The organism is Xanthomonas sp. NCPPB 2866 (assembly GCF_041475745.2).
GTDB lineage: Bacteria > Pseudomonadota > Gammaproteobacteria > Xanthomonadales > Xanthomonadaceae > Xanthomonas > Xanthomonas arboricola.
The window spans coordinates 3,384,153-3,400,493 of record NZ_CM192975.1; the positions used below are offsets into that span (position 1 = coordinate 3,384,153).

At 63.7% G+C, this 16,341-nt stretch carries 19 protein-coding genes; 18 read left to right on the forward strand and 1 reads right to left on the reverse strand.

Features of this window, described 5'->3' with window-relative positions; translation table 11 throughout:
• Nucleotides 1–270 precede the first annotated feature (270 nt).
• From ACCQ04_RS14525 to ACCQ04_RS14605, 17 genes are all read left to right on the forward strand, one after another.
• Nucleotides 271–813 (forward strand): shikimate kinase, encoded by a 543-nt coding sequence (locus ACCQ04_RS14525; protein ID WP_005995037.1) that lies wholly within the window; start codon nucleotides 271–273, stop codon nucleotides 811–813.
• Nucleotides 810–1,922: a 3-dehydroquinate synthase gene (gene aroB, locus ACCQ04_RS14530; protein ID WP_226427258.1), complete on the forward strand. Its 1,113-nt coding sequence runs from the start codon at nucleotides 810–812 to the stop codon at nucleotides 1,920–1,922. Before ACCQ04_RS14525 ends, aroB begins: the two co-directional genes overlap by 4 nt.
• A gap of 187 nt (nucleotides 1,923–2,109) precedes the next feature.
• The gene (locus ACCQ04_RS14535; RefSeq protein WP_006449079.1) at nucleotides 2,110–2,361 is read left to right on the forward strand and encodes a WGR domain-containing protein; all 252 of its coding nucleotides are present in this window, start codon (nucleotides 2,110–2,112) and stop codon (nucleotides 2,359–2,361) included.
• A gap of 13 nt (nucleotides 2,362–2,374) precedes the next feature.
• Entirely contained in the window at nucleotides 2,375–3,439 is a 1,065-nt protein-coding gene (gene hemE / locus ACCQ04_RS14540) for a uroporphyrinogen decarboxylase (protein WP_024938707.1), read from the forward strand.
• A 792-nt stretch (nucleotides 3,440–4,231) separates the two neighbouring features.
• Complete coding sequence (locus tag ACCQ04_RS14545; RefSeq protein ID WP_024938706.1) at nucleotides 4,232–4,519, forward strand: RebB family R body protein; 288 nt, start codon at nucleotides 4,232–4,234, stop codon at nucleotides 4,517–4,519.
• Nucleotides 4,520–4,554: 35 nt separating this feature from the next.
• Nucleotides 4,555–4,824 carry a RebB family R body protein gene (locus ACCQ04_RS14550; RefSeq protein WP_024938705.1) on the forward strand — a complete coding sequence of 90 codons (270 nt, stop codon included), beginning with the start codon at nucleotides 4,555–4,557 and terminating at the stop codon, nucleotides 4,822–4,824.
• A 30-nt stretch (nucleotides 4,825–4,854) separates the two neighbouring features.
• Nucleotides 4,855–5,121 carry a RebB family R body protein gene (locus ACCQ04_RS14555; protein WP_054591479.1) on the forward strand — a complete coding sequence of 89 codons (267 nt, stop codon included), beginning with the start codon at nucleotides 4,855–4,857 and terminating at the stop codon, nucleotides 5,119–5,121.
• Nucleotides 5,122–5,173: 52 nt separating this feature from the next.
• Nucleotides 5,174–5,452: a RebB family R body protein gene (locus tag ACCQ04_RS14560; protein WP_022973268.1), complete on the forward strand. Its 279-nt coding sequence runs from the start codon at nucleotides 5,174–5,176 to the stop codon at nucleotides 5,450–5,452.
• Between the two features lie 106 nt (nucleotides 5,453–5,558).
• Nucleotides 5,559–5,894, forward strand: coding sequence for a hypothetical protein (locus tag ACCQ04_RS14565; protein ID WP_102256381.1), 336 nt, complete (start codon nucleotides 5,559–5,561; stop codon nucleotides 5,892–5,894).
• Between the two features lie 23 nt (nucleotides 5,895–5,917).
• Complete coding sequence (locus tag ACCQ04_RS14570; RefSeq protein WP_024939223.1) at nucleotides 5,918–6,163, forward strand: RebB family R body protein; 246 nt, start codon at nucleotides 5,918–5,920, stop codon at nucleotides 6,161–6,163.
• The gene (locus tag ACCQ04_RS14575) at nucleotides 6,160–6,822 is read left to right on the forward strand and encodes a RebB family R body protein (protein WP_226427259.1); all 663 of its coding nucleotides are present in this window, start codon (nucleotides 6,160–6,162) and stop codon (nucleotides 6,820–6,822) included. The genes ACCQ04_RS14570 and ACCQ04_RS14575 overlap by 4 nt, the downstream gene beginning before the upstream one ends.
• Before the next feature lie 79 nt (nucleotides 6,823–6,901).
• Nucleotides 6,902–7,249: a hypothetical protein gene (locus tag ACCQ04_RS14580; RefSeq protein ID WP_024939226.1), complete on the forward strand. Its 348-nt coding sequence runs from the start codon at nucleotides 6,902–6,904 to the stop codon at nucleotides 7,247–7,249.
• A 19-nt stretch (nucleotides 7,250–7,268) separates the two neighbouring features.
• Complete coding sequence (locus ACCQ04_RS14585) at nucleotides 7,269–8,339, forward strand: hypothetical protein (RefSeq protein ID WP_226427261.1); 1,071 nt, start codon at nucleotides 7,269–7,271, stop codon at nucleotides 8,337–8,339.
• Between the two features lie 275 nt (nucleotides 8,340–8,614).
• Nucleotides 8,615–8,956 carry a hypothetical protein gene (locus ACCQ04_RS14590; protein WP_226427262.1) on the forward strand — a complete coding sequence of 114 codons (342 nt, stop codon included), beginning with the start codon at nucleotides 8,615–8,617 and terminating at the stop codon, nucleotides 8,954–8,956.
• A 173-nt stretch (nucleotides 8,957–9,129) separates the two neighbouring features.
• Nucleotides 9,130–9,816 carry a glycoside hydrolase domain-containing protein gene (locus tag ACCQ04_RS14595; RefSeq protein ID WP_054591483.1) on the forward strand — a complete coding sequence of 229 codons (687 nt, stop codon included), beginning with the start codon at nucleotides 9,130–9,132 and terminating at the stop codon, nucleotides 9,814–9,816.
• Nucleotides 9,817–10,424: 608 nt separating this feature from the next.
• A complete protein-coding gene (locus ACCQ04_RS14600) occupies nucleotides 10,425–11,048 on the forward strand; it encodes a hypothetical protein (protein WP_226427263.1) in 624 nt (207 codons plus the stop codon).
• A gap of 222 nt (nucleotides 11,049–11,270) precedes the next feature.
• Nucleotides 11,271–12,488 carry a hypothetical protein gene (locus tag ACCQ04_RS14605; RefSeq protein WP_065032612.1) on the forward strand — a complete coding sequence of 406 codons (1,218 nt, stop codon included), beginning with the start codon at nucleotides 11,271–11,273 and terminating at the stop codon, nucleotides 12,486–12,488.
• A gap of 402 nt (nucleotides 12,489–12,890) precedes the next feature.
• On the opposite strand, the gene ACCQ04_RS14610 is transcribed toward ACCQ04_RS14605, so the two are convergent.
• Entirely contained in the window at nucleotides 12,891–14,414 is a 1,524-nt protein-coding gene (locus ACCQ04_RS14610) for a helix-turn-helix domain-containing protein (protein ID WP_372358548.1), read from the reverse strand.
• Between the two features lie 445 nt (nucleotides 14,415–14,859).
• Between ACCQ04_RS14610 and mdtD the strand changes: the two genes are divergently transcribed.
• Nucleotides 14,860–16,281, forward strand: a complete 1,422-nt coding sequence (gene mdtD / locus ACCQ04_RS14615; protein WP_102580883.1) for a multidrug transporter subunit MdtD — start codon at nucleotides 14,860–14,862, stop codon at nucleotides 16,279–16,281.
• Nucleotides 16,282–16,341 lie beyond the last annotated feature (60 nt).

Here is a 16,341-nt window from a genome sequence, read left to right on the forward strand (position 1 = left end):
TCGACAGACCTGCGCCCGCTGTAAGAACCTGCCGCTGATGCCTGAAAGCAGGTCGTGCGCATTGGGGCGTCTTCGCGCCACTGACGCTGGCTGCCAAGCATTCGCCACGGGTTGCGTGCGGACGCTCCATCTTCAGCGGTCGTCCCAGCCGTTGTCCGCGCAGCGTGGGTGTCGATGCTGCTGCGCGCAGCCGGCGGTCGCCGCGCCGGAATGGTTTCAGTCCATGCCGATCGGCCCGATGCGCGGGCCCGAATGCTACGATCCCTGCGCATGAACCCCGCTTCCAATCTCGTGATGGTCGGCCCGATGGGCGCCGGAAAAAGCTGCATCGGCCGCCGTCTGGCCGAGCGCTTCGGGCTGGAGTTCGTCGACGTGGACCAGGCCATCGTCGAGCAGGTCGGCAGCAGCATCCCGGCCATTTTCGAACAGCACGGCGAAGCGCGGTTCCGGCAGCACGAGGTCCAGACCCTGCAGACGCTGCTGGAGCAGGACAACAAGCTGATTTCCACCGGCGGTGGCGCGGTGCTGGATCCGCTCAACCGCCAGCGCATCCGCGCGCGCGGCTTCGTGGTGTACCTGCACGTCAGCGTGCCGGCCCAGCTCACCCGGCTGGCGCGCGACCGCAACCGGCCGCTGTTGCAACGCGCCGACCGCGAGCAGGTGCTGCATGCGATGGCCGCGCAACGCACGCCGCTGTACCAGGAGGTCGCCGACCTCAGCCTGGAAACCGATCACTTCTCCCCCGCCGAGGCCACCGCGCAGCTGGTGCTGCGCCTGGCCGCGCAATGGCGCATGTCGAGTCCCCCCGCATGACACTTCCCCGTTCCTCGCGCAGCGTCGATGTCGACGGTGCGCAGCCGTACACCATCACCATTGCGCCCGGCCTGCTGGCCGATGGCGCGCGCCTGGCCAGCCATGTGCGCGGCCGCCACGTATTGCTGCTCAGCGACTCGCAGGTGGCCCCGCAGTACGCCGCCGGCGTGCGCAAGGCGCTGCTGCAGGCGCGCCCGGACCTGCAACTGGGCGAGCTGGTGATTGCCGCCGGCGAAGCCTCCAAGACGCTGGACAATTTCGGCGCCGCGATCGCGGCATTGGCCGAACTGGGCGCCACCCGCGACGCCTGCGTGTTCGCACTCGGCGGCGGCGTGGTCGGCGACCTGGCCGGATTCGCGGCGGCGTGCTGGATGCGCGGGGTGGACTGCGTGCAACTGCCCACCAGCCTGCTGGCGATGGTGGATTCCTCGGTCGGCGGCAAGACCGCGGTGGACATCCCGCAGGGCAAGAACCTGGTCGGCGCGTTCCATCCGCCACGCGCAGTGATCGCCGATACCGACACCTTGCATACCCTGCCCGCGCGCGAGCTGCGCGCAGGGCTGGCCGAGGTGATCAAGTACGGCGCCATCCGCGACCCGCTGTTCTTCCAGTGGCTGCATGCCGAACGCCGCGCGTTGCTGGAGGGCGATGCCGACGCCCTGGCGCAGGCGATCGCGCGCAGCTGCGAGCACAAGGCCGACATCGTGGCGCGCGACCCGCTGGAAAAGGGCGAGCGTGCCCTGCTCAACCTGGGCCACACCTTCGGCCATGCGATCGAGACCGAACAGGGCTATGGCGCGCCCGGCAACGACAACCTCAACCATGGCGAAGCAGTGGCCGTCGGCATGGTGCTGGCCGCGCGGCTGTCGGCCGCGCTGGGCATGAGCGATGCGCAGGACACCGAGGCGCTGCGCGCGCTGCTGCATGACTTCGACCTGCCCACCGACATTCCGCCCGGCCTGTCCCCGCAGGCCCTGCTGGGGCGCATGCGACTGGACAAGAAGAACATCGCCGGCCGCCTGCGGCTGGTGTTGTGGCGCGGCATCGGCAAGGCCGAGGTGATACCCGATGTCGACGAGGCGGCAGTGCTGGAGATCCTGGCGGGCTGAGCAACGCCACTTATCTCCGGCACATTCGTAGAAGCGCCCCCGGGCGCGACAGGGCTTGCCGGTAAATCCCGTCGCGCCCAGGTGCGCTCCTACGCCATCCCTGCTTGCCAACCTCCCTTCGCAAGCGGAGCAACCCGGCGCGCCCATTGCCCCCAGCCTTCAGCACCGCCCGGCTACAATCGGCGCCATGCGCATCCACTTGCAACACGATCCTGGCGGCAACGCGCCGCTCCGCTACGTCCAGCTGACCCTGCAACCGGATCTGTTCGGCGGCTGGGAGCTGCTGCGCGAAAGCGGCGAGATCGGTGGACGCTCGCAGTTGCGACGCGACCAATACCTGCTGCAGGACGAAGCGGACCGGGCCTTCGACAAGGCGCGCGACACCCACCTCAAACGCGGCTTCCAACTCATCACCGGCGGCGCCGACGCGCCGCGCTGAGGACACACCTCCCATGCTCAAGAACGATCGCCTGCTGCGCGCCCTGAACCGTCAGCCCGTGGACCGCACCCCCGTGTGGCTGATGCGCCAGGCCGGCCGCTACCTGCCGGAATACCGCGCCACCCGCGCGCGCGCCGGCAGCTTCCTCGGCATGGCCAAGAATCCCGAAATCGCCTGCGAAGTGACGCTGCAGCCGCTGCAACGCTTTCCGCTGGACGCGGCGATTCTGTTCTCCGACATCCTGACCATTCCCGATGCGATGGGCCTGGAGCTGTATTTCGTCGAAGGCGAAGGCCCCAAGTTCCGCCACCCGGTGCGCGATGCCGCCGCGATCCATCGGCTGGGCGTGCCGGACATGGAAACCGAGCTGCGTTACGTGATGGATGCGGTGCGCCTGATCCGCCGTGAGCTGGATGGCGCGGTGCCGTTGATCGGCTTCTCCGGCAGCCCGTGGACACTGGCCTGCTACATGATCGAAGGCGGCGGCAGCAAGGAATACGCGCGCATCAAGGCCATGGCCTTCAACGCGCCGGAGGTGCTGCATCACCTGCTCGGCACCGTCACCGATGCGGTGATCGCCTACCTGTCCGCGCAACGCGCAGCCGGTGCACAGGCGTTGCAGGTGTTCGACACCTGGGGCGGCGTGTTGTCGCCGGCGATGTACCGCGAATTCTCGCTGCCCTACCTCACCCGTATCGCGCGCGAGCTGGAACGCGGCGACGGTGCCGAGCGCACCCCGCTGGTGTTGTTCGGCAAGGGCAATGGGGCCTACGTCAGCGAGCTGGCGGCCAGCGGTGCCGAAGCGGTAGGCGTGGACTGGACCATCGCGTTGGCCGACGCCGCCCAGCGCGCCGGCGGCCGCGTCGCGCTGCAAGGCAACCTGGACCCGGCCACCCTGTACGGCTCGCCCGAAGCGATCCGCGCCGAGGTCGGCAAGACCCTGGACAGCTACGCCCAGGGCAATGGCGGCTCGCGCGAAGGCCATGTCTTCAACCTCGGCCACGGCATGTCGCCCGACATGAATCCCGACCATGTGGGCGTGCTGGTGGAAGCGGTGCAGACGCTGAGCAAGCGGTAATCCAAGGCACGGGTCGACAGCGCACCGGTGTGCTGTCGACCGCCGCTCAGCGCGCGCGCCCGGGGAGTGCACGCTGAGCGTGATGACGGGCGGTGGCTGCATCAGCAATAGATCGGCAGCACCGCCGATACGTATGGGATGCTGCCAGGCCGCGCCAGGCACGCGGCACAGTGACGAAGGCAGTCTTCAGCGATAGCAAGACCAGCCTCCATGCCGTCACCCGGATCACGTCTGCATCCGCTCCAAACACGGCCCTCCCGCCTCGTTCCGTTGAACGTGATCTCGCCACTCCAGTGATGTGCGCAGTGAGCGCCCTGCCGACGTCACTGCGACGTGATGCGCGCCGAGCTCAGCCGCAACGCGGTCAATCATCGATGCGCGTGGGCTCCGGTTTCGCAGGGCACCGACAGCGTACCGGCCGGCCATTGACTTGCCGCAGAGAGTCGCCAAGCGGACGCGAGCTTTGCTGCCTTGCGTCAGCAGCAGCCTGTGCTCGCCTGTTCTGCATGGTCTTTCCGTTACTCCCTTTGCGATTCACCACGACATTCCCCGCACGCCGTTCCAAAACGCGTCATTGCATCGCATGCCGCCCTAAAGCGGATCGGCTTCACGTCGATAAGCCCGGCATTGCCGTCGTTTAAACCAATTTTCCCGGAGCAAGGAGATTTACTGTTTCTCCACGGTGATGCGGTGCCACTGCAACACATCTCCGGACAGGCAGGCCGCCTGCCGAACCTCGACATCGTCACGTTTGTTCAAACGCTCCACTCATTCGAGAACAGGGAGAAACGCATGGCATTTCCAACCGCCGTCAACGACCAGATCACCGACTCCGTCACACAAGCCAATACCAAGGTGCTGGGCGATGCCCCCGCCATCGCCATGGGCAATCTGTACCAGGCCACCGCGCAGGCACTGGCCAATGCCGCCCATAACGCGACCAATGCGCAGCAGCAGAGTTATGTCACTGCGCAGTCGGCCACCACCATGGGCGTGGCCACCCTCTATTCCATCGACACCGCCACCACCGGGGTTGCGACCAAGCAGGTTCTGAGCACCGGCATAAAGGGCCTGGGCTAAGCCGACCGTGATTTCTGGCACATAAGGAGCAAGCAATGGCATTTCCGACCGCAGTCAATAATCAGATCACCGATTCCGTCACCCAGGTAAATACCAAGGTCCTGGGTGACGCACCGGCGATCGCGATGGGCAATCTGTATCAGGCAACCGCGCAAGCGCTGGCCAATGCCGCCCACAACGCCACCAACGCGCAGCAGCAGAGCTACGTCACTGCGCAGTCGGCTACCACGATGGGCGTGGCGACGCTGTACTCCATCGACACCGCCACCACCGGCGTCGTCAGCAAGCAGATCCTGGGCGTCTGACGGCCCGGCTAACGCCAAGGACATTCGCCAATGGCATTTCCCACCGCCGTCAACGACCAGATCACCGACTCGGTTACCCAGGCCAATCTGCAGGTATTGGGAAGCGCTCCAGCCGCAGCCATGGGCAATCTGTACCAGGCCACCGCGCAGGCGCTGGCCAACGCGGCCCACAACGCAACCCTCGCGCAACAGCAGATGTATGTCACCGCACAGGCAGCAACCACGATGGGCGTTTCGCTGCTGTATTCGCTCGATACCGGCACCACGGGTGCCGCCACCAGGAAGATCCTCGGCTAACCGCTAACGCCGCAGCGTCTTCGTTGTTTCCCTACCTCAAGGAGCTATCACCATGGCCTTTCCGACCGCCGTCAACAGCCAGATCACCGATTCCGTTTCCCAGGTCAACACCAAGGTCCTCGGCGATGCGCCGGCGATTGCAATGGGCAACCTGTTTGTTGCCACCAGCCAGGCGCTGTCCAATGCCGCCCACAACGCCACCAACAACCAGCAGCAGTCCTACGTGACGATGCAGGCGTCGACGACCCAGGGCGTGTCCACGCTGTATTCGATCGATACCGCGTCCGATGGCGTCGCCACCCGGGAAATCCTGAGCGCCGGTCTCCGGTAATCGGCAGCCAGGCGCCGCTGTCACAGCGAGAGCGGCGCCTGGTTCGATACGCGAAGCCTTTGCAACCACCACGCAGTTCGCTGGCCGAATCGAGAAAGGACGCCTCATGCTGCAACTACGTCATATCCCTACGTCCAACACCCTGGATGTCGTCGTCAGACTGATCCGGGGCCGCACCATCGTGGCGACATTCGCGCCGCATCAAAAGGCAGTGATCAACGTCGAGTTCGACGGCATCCTGCCTGTGATTCCCGGAGCGCAGCCGTTGGTCTATCGCCGGAAGCTGGACAACATGATCGACGTGCCGCAGGGCAATTTTGCATTCCTGGAACGCGTGCCCGATGGCGTGGCCTTGCAGTACGCGTGCAGACACGAACCACAGAACACCGTGCTGTTCTCGGCGTCGGCTGGCATTGAACAGCGCAGGCCGTCGTTGGCCTAGGACACTGATGCCAGTGCCCCGTCATGGAGCCAAGCGCGCAGGCTGCAAGCGTCGCCAACCTGATCGGTACCGCCGCTACAGGTGCGGCGATGGCGATCGGCCAGGCGCCGGCCTTCGCGATGGGGGCGACCTATCTGGCGCTGTCGGATTCCATCGCCCTCGCAATGGAAAACGCAGTCGCCAACCAGCAGCGCGGACAGGTGCTTGCCGATGCAGCCCTTACTCAAATCCTTGCCTTAATCATCCAGAAGGGAGCGACTTCGTCATGATCGACGACAATAGCGTGAACAGCCAGGTCGTCGATGCGGTGAGCAGCATCGTGACGCTGACCACCGGTCAGGCGCCCGCACAGGCGCTCGGCATGCTCGATGCCGTGATGCTGGAGACGCTGGGCATGGCGATGCACAACGCCGTCAACCGGCAGCAAGGCGCCGGCATGATCAATGCAGCAGCGATCACCGCCGCCTGCGCCAAGATGATCTCGGCACCGTTCCCGGTGGCGCCGCCACCACCGCCTGCACCACCCGGACCACCACCGACGGTCGCGCCGTTGCCCGGCCCGCCCCCCGTACCGCCCCCGCCTGCAGCGCTCATCGCCGCCGCAGCGGCGGAGGCCAAGGTGGCCGTCGACGTGCTGAAAACGCAAGCGCAAGGCGCCTCGGCAGATGCCGCGACCGCAACCGCCGACCTCTTGGAAGTGCATGCGCTGAGCGTACCGCCGCCCCTGCCCGCTACTCCCCCCGCCTCCGGTGCCGGCCCCGATGATGCTGCCACTTCTGATGCTCCTGCTGCTGCAGCCGCAACTTCACCCGCAGCTGCAGCTACAGGCACACCCCCTGTCGTTGCTGCATCTGCATCTGCTGCTCCTGTTGCACCTGCATCTGCATCTATCCCTGCACCTGCACCTGCGCCGCCTGCTCAGTCATAGGGCGTCCGCAGAGATGAGGTCAGCCCCCCCTACCACCAGGCCTCATTGAAAGGCGGCCGATCATTCCATGGGAATCAAGATGGAACCGACAAAGGTCAATGCGCAGGTCATCGATGTCATCAACCAGGTGCAGCTGGCGACCATGAGCCCGCAGGTCGTGCTGACCAGCGGAGCCGGCAAAGCCTACCAATCGGTGGCGCAGTCCACTGCCATTGCGGTGCAGGACGCCACCGACGCGTTGCGCAATGTCTCCACGATCGCCACCACCGCCGTCGGTGTGGCGATGGCGCAGTACCTGGCCACCGGCGATGACAAGTACGTCACTGCACTTACCCAGGCGCAGGCACTGATGCAGGGCGCCACCGACGACTTCGCCAGGATCGGTTCGGCGGCCGGGCTGGTGCTGAAGAATTTCCCCGCTGGTTGAACTCACAAGGAGTCACGCAATGTCCGTTTCAATCGCAGGCCGCCTGATCTCGATGCCGACGATGCTCTCGACGCTGGGCAGGCAGTGCCTGGCCTTCATCGATGGAGGCACGCAGTGGCTGGCCTGGGCGATCCAGTCGCCCGGTGTGCGCTACGACTTTCCCGACGAGAGCAGCCTGCTCGACGAAGTGCAGCAAGGCCTGCATGGCTCGCGCCTGGCCTTGTTGCCACAGCTGGAGCTGAAGGTCAGCCCGGTCAAGCTGATGACCTTGAGTCCGACCGACCTGGGCACGCTGGCGCAGGCCGAAGCAGGCGACACCGGCTCGGTGGTCAAGGCGCAGCTGCAGCGCATCTTTCGCGACAACGCCCTGTACACCGCAAGTGACCTGGCCGCAGGCCGCAGCCTGCTGACCCAGTTGAAGGTCGATGGCGCCGGCGTGTTCCAGTCGCTGGACCTTGAAGAAAGCCTGGCGCTACGCCAGCTGGCCGCCGAAGCGCCGCCAGCCGACGTCACGCCAGCACTGCAGCAGGAGGCAGCAGCATTCGCTGTCGAGCAGGCGCGCACGCCGCTGGAATTCTGCGATTACTACCGCTTCTATCTGGCCTGCACTTCCACGATCACAGCTGTGGACGAACGTGCGCATGCGGCGGCCTCGGCGCTGCAGACGCTGCTGCCGCAGCTGTTCACCACCCTGGATTGCCCACAGGTGCAGGGGCTGCCTTCGCCCAACGAGGTCGAGCGCAGCGTTGCCGAATGGCTGGCACGCGGTCGCCAGATCGGCTTCGCGCGGCTATCGCTGGCGGCCCAGCAGATCGTCCAGCACACCCGCTACCGAGGCGACGGCGACGACCAGGCGGCGAGCGATGCGATCCGCCTCTACCTGCAGTCGGCGCAGGCCTTCCTGGCGGCCAACCGGCCCAGCCGTGGGGTGCTGGGCCAGGATGGCAGCAGCTGCATGTTCTCCATGCACAACGACACCCTGGCCGCGCTGCTGCAGGTCAACAACGGCGTCATCTCGCTCCGCGACTTCGGTGCCGCAGCTGCATCACCCACCACCTCGCAAGACACGGATGCGGAGGCCACGCAGTGAGCGCACCGCCCCCGCCTGCTGCGGCCGGCGACCAGGCCCCGCTTGCGACCAGCGCCGCCGACGCGGCGCGCGAAGCGGTGCATGCAGGTCGCGCCGCTGCCCTAGCGGCCGCACGCCAGGGGATGGCGCAGGCCGAAAACGCACTCGGTGAGAGGCTGCGCGCGCTTGCAGCGCAGCACCCAACCGAAACCGCACCACTCGCCGCGCCGATGCGACCATCGCGTGCCGATGCCGTCACCCCGCTCCATTCCGCGTCCACTTCAGGAGATACCAGCATGTCCGACGATACTCAGCCCACGCCCCCGTACCAGACACCAGCCTCCATTGCGCAATCGTCAGGATCCTCGCAGATCGAAGCGGCGCTGAAAGCGGCGCAAGCCCAGATCGATCAGGCGATGGCGGCCAGCGATAGGGCAGTACGGGCGGCCATGCAGGCCGCAACCGCCGCAACCGCCGCAGCTGGCAATGACCAGGCGATCGATAGCGCCAACCAGGCACTGCAGCAGGCCGAACAAGCCGCCGCTGCGGCGGTGACCGCCGCGCAGCAGCAGACCGAGCAGGCAATGGCGGCGACGTCGCCGGCCACTCCGAACGCCGACGACGGAACAGCCAGCTGACGGAGCGATGCGTTTCGGCGTTGCGATGAAGCCGGTCTCGCGATGAACCCGTCCGGCCTCATTGGCGCCGGTCTGCCGGCTCCCCGCCGCCACGTTGATCCAGCAGCGCAGCCCCACTTGCCGCGGCCATCTAGCCCCGGCCCAGCCAACGCCCGATCCGAAGGAATTCCGACATGACCTTCTATACAGGCTTCGACACCGATCAATTCCCCGGATTGCCCGCCCTTGACTGGCTCAAGACCCAGGCCGAGCTGGCGTGGTGCGGCTACTACCTCGCACCGGCGCCAAGCCATGCCGACACCGGCTGGATGGGCCAACGCGCTGCGTTGATCGCACAAGGCTGGGGCCTGGCGCCCGTCTACCTTGGTCAGCAGACGATCGGCCCCGGTTCGCACGACGTCACCGCCCGGCAGGGCAGCCTCGATGGTGCACAGGCCGCAGCGCTGGCACGCGCCGAAGGCTTTCCCGATGGCGCGGTGGTCTATCTCGACTGGGAAGATGGCGGCAGCCCGCCACAGGCAGCCATCGACTACATCCGTATGTGGATCGCCGCGCTGTTGGGCAATGGTTTTTCGCCCGGCCTGTACTGCTCGCACGCGCGCGCAGTGGAACTGCTGTCGCGGATAGGCCCCTGCCCCTCCCCGCGCGTCTGGGCCTGGCGGGTCTCCACGGCAGGGCGTCACCTCTACGCCGGCGACATCCGGCACGTCCAGCCCTCCGATCCGGCCGGCTGCGGCTATTCCCAGGCCATGCTCTGGCAATACGAACAGGATGCGGTGCTGTCGCTTCCTGGTACGCCGTGCGATGGGCTGGAAGTTGACCTCAGTTATTCGAGTTTAGCCGATCCGAGCTCGGCGTGATTGCGCGTATTTCCTGCATCGGGAAAAAGCAGAAACCCATAAACTCCAGCAATGCATGAAGATCCCTTGCAACCAACCCGACACTCCCTGCATCGATAGACGACACCACGCGTCACCCCACTTTCCCCCGCACTGATTCAATGCATTAAACGACCGGATAAGCGCATCACCTGCGTCAATCAATCCGCCAACGCACTCGTCGAAACCAAGCCAAAGCCGAATCCGGATCAACGCCTGGTACGGACCTACCTCCATGGAATCACATCAATATTCCGTAGCAACCCTCGCCCAAAGGGCCCTGCAACGATTGGCTAGCGCCCTCGGAAAGAATAATAACTGTGACTTTCCCCAATAAAGTATAGAGAAATCGGCGGTATTACCAAACGCTCCGACACCCCTGCCCAAGAGCCCACGTCTGTATCGAGCGTGCATGCGCGTATCCCCGCAGACCGGGATCATGCCGATCTCACCGCATAAAACCTAGCGCCTGCAGCAGCCAGCCCACGAGTACGCATTACCGCAGCGGCAAGAGAACTCCGCCATCAGGTCGCTCCATCTCGGTACGGCATATGCCGGCCTGCACCTTCCGCCTCGAAAGGAGATGTGAAATGACAGTAATAGTTGATTTGATGTCAGAACAAACCAATTCCGTCGGCATCGCAGGCATCTCACGACACCAAGGACGTTGGAGGCACCGGCCAGACATGCGCTATGAAGTCGACCCCGACCCGACCTTGATCGCTTGGACCGAGCAAAACATGGGAATCGGATCCTCAAGATTATCGCGCTCTCCCCTGTTACAGCAATTTACAGGTCATACGGCCGTTCTGTCTCGTCTTCGCGGGCGAGTCCAGTTCGTCAGGGGATTGGTACCGAATGTGTCGGGTTATCCATGGGCGTTCTTTGGCCAAGGCGGTGGAGGCCACTGGCAAGATGATAGCGCCATGCTTGACGACCCGACCTGCGTCAGTTTCGAGATACCTGTAACAGAGGAGGATGCCAGAAATTTCCCGCGATGGTTCCGTGCTGTGGCTCCGGAAATCAATGTCTTCGCACTGAAGAATGGTGACGGATTCAATAGCTTCAATTGCGTCCTAGCTTCTCTCACGCTGCTCATCAACTACCTTCTCGAGTCGGAGAACGACTATTCCTCCTATGTTATCCAACTGACAAAAGTACGCGACTCGCTTCAAGGCCATTTGATGCAAAACATCATGGGTGGATTTATATAAATCCACCCATGACACGCCCACCGCAATCACAACCCCGGTCAACAGCAGTGCATTGAATAATCACGCAACTCGACTACAGCGAAAGTTTAGCAGAAAAAGCCACATTTCACTCCGCGAATGCATCAAGAGTTCACCCTCATACCACCGTAGTGCACGAGCCTCGTAATCCACACATAGATTAATACAACGACCCAGCCACCCGAGATTCTGGAGACATCAAGAATGTCAACATTCACAGTATTTTTTTGCGGGACAGGATCGAACAGCCTGGATTACGACAGTGCAAACTACAGCGAAGGACAGCTTATCTCCACATTGGCACGCAACCATCTCGGGGTGGAGTTCGATGATTGGCTCATAGCGGATGGACCGGGCAGCGGGAATCAACAAGAAAACGATAAATGGACACTCCCGGGGAACTACACTGATGCTCGGGGCACTACTTTTGGTTCGGGCTGGGAGGAGAACGTCAAGCACGCGATTGCGGTGATCAAGAAGGACCCCAGCCATATGAGGACCTTAATGACAGATGCGGAAATACGCATCCTACAAAGGGAAAAGGCAGCTGCCGAAGCAGCTGGACTTGAGCCGCAGAACACTTTTGGTGGCTGGACCCCTGCCAATAAGCACCGAAAAATCGTTCCCCAAGCTTTACAAAAGGCGCGAGCAAAAGTCCTGCGAACACCACTGCCTGACCGCGTCAACCTCATTGGCTGGAGCCGTGGCGCAGTTACCTGCCACATGATGGCCAATGCAATGTATGCCGACCCGCAGCTCCGCCACATCTGCGTCAACATTTTCGCGATAGACCCGGTACCCGGTCCTTTGAATTTCCAGTTAAACAGGACAACACTGAATACCAACGTGCTGGAATACCGCGCTGTATACGCACGCGATGAGAGGGCGCGCGGCTTTACTCCGATCATCCCGGACGTAAAAGTAAAGAAGGAACTAATCCTCATGCCTGGTGCCCATGCGACCCTTGTCGGAAACGCATCCAAGAATGGCAAGGGCGGCGGCAACCAGATCTTTCCGGAACCAGGACAAATGGTGCGGCATCTTGCGGAGACATTCCTGCGGGATAATGGGACGCAGCTCGGCTCATGCCTGAATCTGAAGGATACCGGCTTATTGGAACTCTACGAACAAATTCTCAAGGACGATAGAAGCTACATCGCAATGCGGCAACTGGGCTACGGCATGGGATGTGTGGAAACGGAAAGCGGAGACCGATGGGCAGCCGTGGGTTCCGGTGCGGTTGTTGCGGGCCTGACATCGCTACCGATGCTGCACCCCGATCCGATCTTTGTAAATTGGCACCATCGCAGTGTTTACATCAAGCACTATGCCGATCTGACAGGAAGGCCGGAGGCCATTGAAAGGGACTTGCTGGCTCAGTGGTTCCCGGTAACCACAGGGCGGTTCATTAGTCGTCCCTGAAAGACCTCACTCGCCCGACCGCCCCAATGCGTTACAGGCAGCCCAACCGTGCCACAACTGCGCTTTTTCGCTACGCTGGACCTGATCGCTAGCAATCCGGGACCATCCTTGCACTGCCGTACCCGTGGCCGAATGATGCCAGCTCGTTGTCGGCAGCGCAGGAGTGAAGCGGGATTGGATGGATTGCTGACGCACGCGATCGATGCCGCGCATGTAGTAGAGGTAGAGACAGCCGATGGGCACGACCCGGCGCGGGCGATCTTTTCGGGCGCCGCAAGTCGGCCACCCCAACCAATCGGTGCTTGAATAGAATTTTTTCTGAGAGGCGGCGCATTTGTAAGCAACCGCATGCTGGGCCCAGCCGATGAACCCAGCACGAAGTTGGGGCCTCATATCTGACGGTCAATCCTGGCCATAGACCCTACGGAACTCACGCGGGCTTACCCCAACCAGCCGTCGGAAGCTCTTTTCGAAATGGCTCAGGTCGCCGAAACCGACCTTTAGCGCCACTTCGGTAATGCGCAGCTTGCGCTGCTGATGCAAAAGCTCCTTGGCCTTTTCGATCCGTAGCTGCTGCAGCATCGGTTTGAACGGGGTGCCGAGTTCGTCGCGGAACAGAAAGCCCAGATGCGACTGGCTAACGTGCGCCTGCCGGGCCAGATCGCCCAGGGTCAGCGGCTCGGCATAGTGCTCGCCCAGATGCACCAATGCGCGCCGCAGTGCGTCGTGCAGGGTGGCGAGACGTTGCCCGGGGCGATGCGGAAGGCCGTCGATCCAGTCGACAGGCGTTCCCGGCGGCGTGGGCTCAGTCGGAAGATCGGCCGGTTGCGACATCGTCGCGCATGCATCGTGCTGCGCTCCCTGCACCCGGCCTTCCAACAGACGCTGTGCGTGGCGCTGGATGTCGGCGCTGCCGATCGGCCTGCCGGCTGTCATGACCGCCAGGCGCAGCACCACCCGCTCCAGCTCCTGGAGGTTTTCCGGCCATGGGTAGTGGGTCAGGGCGTCCATCAACACCTCGGTGACCACCTGACCGTGATCCAGGCCATGCCGATCCAGCACATGCTCGACGTGAAAGCCGATATCTGTCCGTCGCTTGCGCAACGGGGTAAGTTCGATCGACAGGACATCCAGTTGCGACAGCAGCGCCCGCGAGAAGCGTCCGGCACGTACGCGGCGCGACAGATCAGCGGTCGTGGAGGCGACCACGCGTGGCGAGTCCTCGACGTCCACGGCGGACCATGGCCCGCCGAGGCCACAAAGCTGCCCGGCCAACTGGCGCTGTAGCGCGTCGTCGAGCTCGTCCACGCTCTGCAGGAACAGCGTTCCCCCGGCCCCGCGCTTGAACCATGCCGCCGGTGCGTCGTCGGGAGCGGCGCAGTCGATCGCAACGAACGGCCCCTCCCGCCAGGGTGCAGCTGCATGCAGCAAAACGGCCACCGTTTCCTTCTCGGTTCCGAACTCGCCGCGCACGATGACCGGCAAGCGACTGTATGCGCCGTGCTCGCCAAATTCGTCGATCGTCAAGACCTCTTCGCTCACGCCCACGATCGACAGCGCGCGACCAAACCGGTCTTGCGCGAACGCCCGCGCGGCATCGCGCTTGATCAGGTACGCACAATACTTTGCGATCTGCTGGCACAGCGTCATCACCTCCGGGGTCATTCGTTCTTGAGCCGGCGTGACATTCAGTGTGCCGAGCACTTGCCGGCCGTGCTGGACGGGAAAACACTGCGTGGGCGGGGGCTGGGTTTCTGCCAGAACCGGACCCGGTGGACCGTGATGCTCCACCGCGACAAACTTACATACTGCGCCGTTCGTGATCGCGCTCTGCGACAGTTGTGCAGCGATCTTTCCCAGCATTTTCTCCAAGGGATCGCCTGGGAAATAGGCGCGCTGCACTACATCAAAGACTTGCTTTTCCATGGATGCTTTCGACCTGATCTACTGGCGCGCTCGGAAGGCGGCCAGACCCAAGTCGCGCCATCCCTGACCAGACCGTCGGCAAAGCTCCAAGCGTGCATTCCGCTTTTTCTACGAACGCTCCCCTCGCCCGCCCTCGGTCGATCCACCCTGATGTGAGACAACGCTCGCTTGCGGTGACTGGACGGTGGCAGGCGCAAAACGATTCGCCAGCAAAGCAACCGCTTGGTGCAAGCCAGATCTGGCATTAGCACGCCGCCACAGCCCGTTCCCGACGATTCGTAGCATCGGGCTTGTCCGCAATTGGATTGGGTGCGGCGCGTCTCACTCGTTGCCGCTGCGGCGATGCGACGCTGCGACGGGCTCAAGCAATGGCGTCGTATATAGTGTTGCGACGTTCTGCACGCGCGCGCAGGGATAATGCGCTGTCTTCCCGATGGCGATGCTCATGTCCCAACCCGTGCCCACCTTGCGCGCCTACGACACCATCAAGCCGCTGCTGTGGCTGGTGTCGCTGGCGATCTTCATGCAGATGCTGGATGCGACCATCGTCAATACGGCGCTGCCGTCGATGGCGCGCAGCCTGCACGAAAGCCCGCTGCAGATGCAGTCGGTGGTCTTCAGTTATGCATTGGCGGTGGCGATGTTCATCCCTGCATCGGGCTGGATTGCGGACCGCTTCGGCACCCGGCGCACCTTCCTGGCGGCGATCATCGTGTTCACGCTGGGCTCGCTGCTGTGCGCCGCCGCGCAGCAGCTGCCGCAGCTGGTGGCGGCGCGCGTGGTGCAAGGCATTGGCGGGGCGATGCTGCTGCCGGTGGGCCGGCTGGCAGTGCTCAAGACCGTGGCGCGCGCCGACTTCCTGCGCGCGATGAGTTTCATCGCGATTCCTGCATTGATCGGCCCACTCGTCGGCCCCACGCTGGGTGGCTGGCTGGTGGAAGTCGCCTCGTGGCACTGGGTGTTCCTGATCAACCTGCCGATCGGCGTGATCGGGTTCATCGCTGCGCTGAAGATCATGCCCGACCACTACGGCGATGCACGCCAGCGCTTCGATTTGATCGGCTATCTGATGCTGGCGTTCGGCATGGTGGCACTGTCGCTGGCGCTGGACGGCATCTCCGAGCTCGGCCTGCGCCATGCCTTTGTCATGCTGCTGGCCATCGGCGGGCTGGCCGCGTTGGCCGGTTACTGGCTGCATGCGGCCAGCACGCCGGCGGCGTTGTTTCCACTGGCCTTGTTCAAGGTGGCCAGTTATCGCATCGGCATCCTGGGCAACCTGTTTGCGCGGGTGGGCAGCGGCTCGATGCCGTTCCTGATTCCACTGTTGTTGCAGGTTGGCCTGGGCATGAGCCCGATGAATGCCGGGCTGATGATGGTGCCGGTGGCGTTGGCCGGCATGGCGGCCAAACGTGCAGCGGTGAAGCTGGTCGGTCGCTTCGGCTATCGCCGCGTATTGATGCTCAATACCGTGCTGGTGGGCCTGGCGATGGCGAGCTTCGCGCTCGTCGATGTCGGCCAGCCGCTATGGCTGCGGCTGGTGCAGCTGGCCTGCTTCGGCGCGGTGAACTCGCTGCAGTTCACCGTCATGAACACCGTGACCTTGCGCGACCTGGATCGTGAGCAGGCCAGCCCCGGCAACAGCCTGCTATCGATGGTGATGATGTTGGCCACCGGGTTCGGCGCGGCGGCAGCGGGCAGTCTGCTGGCCGCCTTCAACACACATCTGGGCGACAGCCACGGCGCCACTGCCGCATTGCATGCGACCTTCCTGTGCGTCGGTGGCATCACCTTGTCGTCGACGCTGATCTTCTGGCAGTTGGCCGAGACGCGGCCACATCCCAAGCAGGTGGAAGAAGTCGCCGAATGACGCGGCCGCTGCGCCATCGACCAGCGCCGCGCGCCAGCGCAGCGCCGTGTGCGATTTCAA

What these genes read in the sequence shown, in the direction of transcription:
- ACCQ04_RS14525 (WP_005995037.1), top strand. Translation starts at nt 271, where the DNA reads ATGAACCCCGCTTCCAATCTCGTGATGGTCGGCCCGATGGGCGCCGGA.
- aroB (WP_226427258.1), top strand. Translation starts at nt 810, where the DNA reads ATGACACTTCCCCGTTCCTCGCGCAGCGTCGATGTCGACGGTGCGCAG.
- ACCQ04_RS14535 (WP_006449079.1), top strand. Translation starts at nt 2,110, where the DNA reads ATGCGCATCCACTTGCAACACGATCCTGGCGGCAACGCGCCGCTCCGC.
- hemE (WP_024938707.1), top strand. Translation starts at nt 2,375, where the DNA reads ATGCTCAAGAACGATCGCCTGCTGCGCGCCCTGAACCGTCAGCCCGTG.
- ACCQ04_RS14545 (WP_024938706.1), top strand. Translation starts at nt 4,232, where the DNA reads ATGGCATTTCCAACCGCCGTCAACGACCAGATCACCGACTCCGTCACA.
- ACCQ04_RS14550 (WP_024938705.1), top strand. Translation starts at nt 4,555, where the DNA reads ATGGCATTTCCGACCGCAGTCAATAATCAGATCACCGATTCCGTCACC.
- ACCQ04_RS14555 (WP_054591479.1), top strand. Translation starts at nt 4,855, where the DNA reads ATGGCATTTCCCACCGCCGTCAACGACCAGATCACCGACTCGGTTACC.
- ACCQ04_RS14560 (WP_022973268.1), top strand. Translation starts at nt 5,174, where the DNA reads ATGGCCTTTCCGACCGCCGTCAACAGCCAGATCACCGATTCCGTTTCC.
- ACCQ04_RS14565 (WP_102256381.1), top strand. Translation starts at nt 5,559, where the DNA reads ATGCTGCAACTACGTCATATCCCTACGTCCAACACCCTGGATGTCGTC.
- ACCQ04_RS14570 (WP_024939223.1), top strand. Translation starts at nt 5,918, where the DNA reads ATGGAGCCAAGCGCGCAGGCTGCAAGCGTCGCCAACCTGATCGGTACC.
- ACCQ04_RS14575 (WP_226427259.1), top strand. Translation starts at nt 6,160, where the DNA reads ATGATCGACGACAATAGCGTGAACAGCCAGGTCGTCGATGCGGTGAGC.
- ACCQ04_RS14580 (WP_024939226.1), top strand. Translation starts at nt 6,902, where the DNA reads ATGGAACCGACAAAGGTCAATGCGCAGGTCATCGATGTCATCAACCAG.
- ACCQ04_RS14585 (WP_226427261.1), top strand. Translation starts at nt 7,269, where the DNA reads ATGTCCGTTTCAATCGCAGGCCGCCTGATCTCGATGCCGACGATGCTC.
- ACCQ04_RS14590 (WP_226427262.1), top strand. Translation starts at nt 8,615, where the DNA reads ATGTCCGACGATACTCAGCCCACGCCCCCGTACCAGACACCAGCCTCC.
- ACCQ04_RS14595 (WP_054591483.1), top strand. Translation starts at nt 9,130, where the DNA reads ATGACCTTCTATACAGGCTTCGACACCGATCAATTCCCCGGATTGCCC.
- ACCQ04_RS14600 (WP_226427263.1), top strand. Translation starts at nt 10,425, where the DNA reads ATGACAGTAATAGTTGATTTGATGTCAGAACAAACCAATTCCGTCGGC.
- ACCQ04_RS14605 (WP_065032612.1), top strand. Translation starts at nt 11,271, where the DNA reads ATGTCAACATTCACAGTATTTTTTTGCGGGACAGGATCGAACAGCCTG.
- ACCQ04_RS14610 (WP_372358548.1), bottom strand. Translation starts at nt 14,414, where the DNA reads ATGGAAAAGCAAGTCTTTGATGTAGTGCAGCGCGCCTATTTCCCAGGC.
- mdtD (WP_102580883.1), top strand. Translation starts at nt 14,860, where the DNA reads ATGTCCCAACCCGTGCCCACCTTGCGCGCCTACGACACCATCAAGCCG.